Annotated in this window: 1 rRNA gene; it reads left to right on the top strand. The window is 50.3% G+C overall.

From position 1 onward, the window contains the following. The first annotated feature begins 257 nt into the window (after positions 1 to 257). Positions 258 to 1,800: ribosomal RNA gene (locus tag KO527_RS04950) — 16S ribosomal RNA — on the top strand. Positions 1,801 to 1,844: the final 44 nt, after the last annotated feature.

Here is a 1,844-nt window from a genome sequence, read left to right as displayed (position 1 = left end):
CCCAAGCGAAACGGCACTAGCCAAAAAGCTTGAAACGTTCTTTAAAAATTTAAGTAATCATCTGTGTGGGCACTCTTGCAGATTGAGTTCTAAAGTCACTTTTCGAAGTGACACAAAATTAGAGTCTCATTAAAATCTGTTCACTCAATCCTTTTAGGAAAGAGCGAGTGACTACACAGTCATATGCGACGTAACTTAGTTTACTAAGTTATATCAAAAACAGAATTCATTGAGCTGTCGAAAGACATAAAACTTTTTAATTGAAGAGTTTGATCATGGCTCAGATTGAACGCTGGCGGCAGGCCTAACACATGCAAGTCGAGCGGTAACAGAGATAGCTTGCTATCTGCTGACGAGCGGCGGACGGGTGAGTAATGCTTGGGAATATGCCTTTAGGTGGGGGACAACAGTTGGAAACGACTGCTAATACCGCATGATGTCTACGGACCAAAGTGGGGGACCTTCGGGCCTCACGCCTAAAGATTAGCCCAAGTGGGATTAGCTAGTTGGTTGAGGTAAAGGCTCACCAAGGCAACGATCCCTAGCTGGTTTGAGAGGATGATCAGCCACACTGGAACTGAGACACGGTCCAGACTCCTACGGGAGGCAGCAGTGGGGAATATTGCACAATGGGCGCAAGCCTGATGCAGCCATGCCGCGTGTGTGAAGAAGGCCCTAGGGTTGTAAAGCACTTTCAGCGAGGAGGAAAGGTTATAGTTTAATAGACTATAGCTGTGACGTTACTCGCAGAAGAAGCACCGGCTAACTTCGTGCCAGCAGCCGCGGTAATACGAGGGGTGCAAGCGTTAATCGGAATTACTGGGCGTAAAGCGTACGCAGGCGGTTTGTTAAGCGAGATGTGAAAGCCCCGGGCTCAACCTGGGAACTGCATTTCGAACTGGCAGACTAGAGTATGATAGAGGGTGGTAGAATTTCAGGTGTAGCGGTGAAATGCGTAGAGATCTGAAGGAATACCGATGGCGAAGGCAGCCACCTGGGTCAATACTGACGCTCATGTACGAAAGCGTGGGGAGCAAACGGGATTAGATACCCCGGTAGTCCACGCCGTAAACGATGTCTACTAGGAGCTGGAATCTTCGGATGACTTTTCCAAAGCTAACGCATTAAGTAGACCGCCTGGGGAGTACGGCCGCAAGGTTAAAACTCAAATGAATTGACGGGGGCCCGCACAAGCGGTGGAGCATGTGGTTTAATTCGATGCAACGCGAAGAACCTTACCTACACTTGACATCCAGAGAAGAGACTAGAGATAGACTTGTGCCTTCGGGAACTCTGAGACAGGTGCTGCATGGCTGTCGTCAGCTCGTGTTGTGAGATGTTGGGTTAAGTCCCGCAACGAGCGCAACCCCTATCCTTAGTTGCTAGCAGGTAATGCTGAGAACTCTAGGGAGACTGCCGGTGATAAACCGGAGGAAGGTGGGGACGACGTCAAGTCATCATGGCCCTTACGTGTAGGGCTACACACGTGCTACAATGGCAGGTACAGAGTGCTGCGAGCTCGCGAGGGTAAGCGAATCACTTAAAGCCTGTCGTAGTCCGGATTGGAGTCTGCAACTCGACTCCATGAAGTCGGAATCGCTAGTAATCGCGGATCAGAATGCCGCGGTGAATACGTTCCCGGGCCTTGTACACACCGCCCGTCACACCATGGGAGTGGGTTGCTCCAGAAGTGGCTAGTCTAACTGCTTGCAGAGGACGGTCACCACGGAGTGATTCATGACTGGGGTGAAGTCGTAACAAGGTAGCCCTAGGGGAACCTGGGGCTGGATCACCTCCTTATACGAAAGAACTGGTTTGCATGCCAGTGTCCACACAGATGATTA

Source organism: Pseudoalteromonas sp. C2R02 (assembly GCF_018860845.1).
Taxonomy (GTDB): domain Bacteria; phylum Pseudomonadota; class Gammaproteobacteria; order Enterobacterales; family Alteromonadaceae; genus Pseudoalteromonas.
This window is presented reverse-complemented; position numbering and strand designations above follow the sequence as displayed.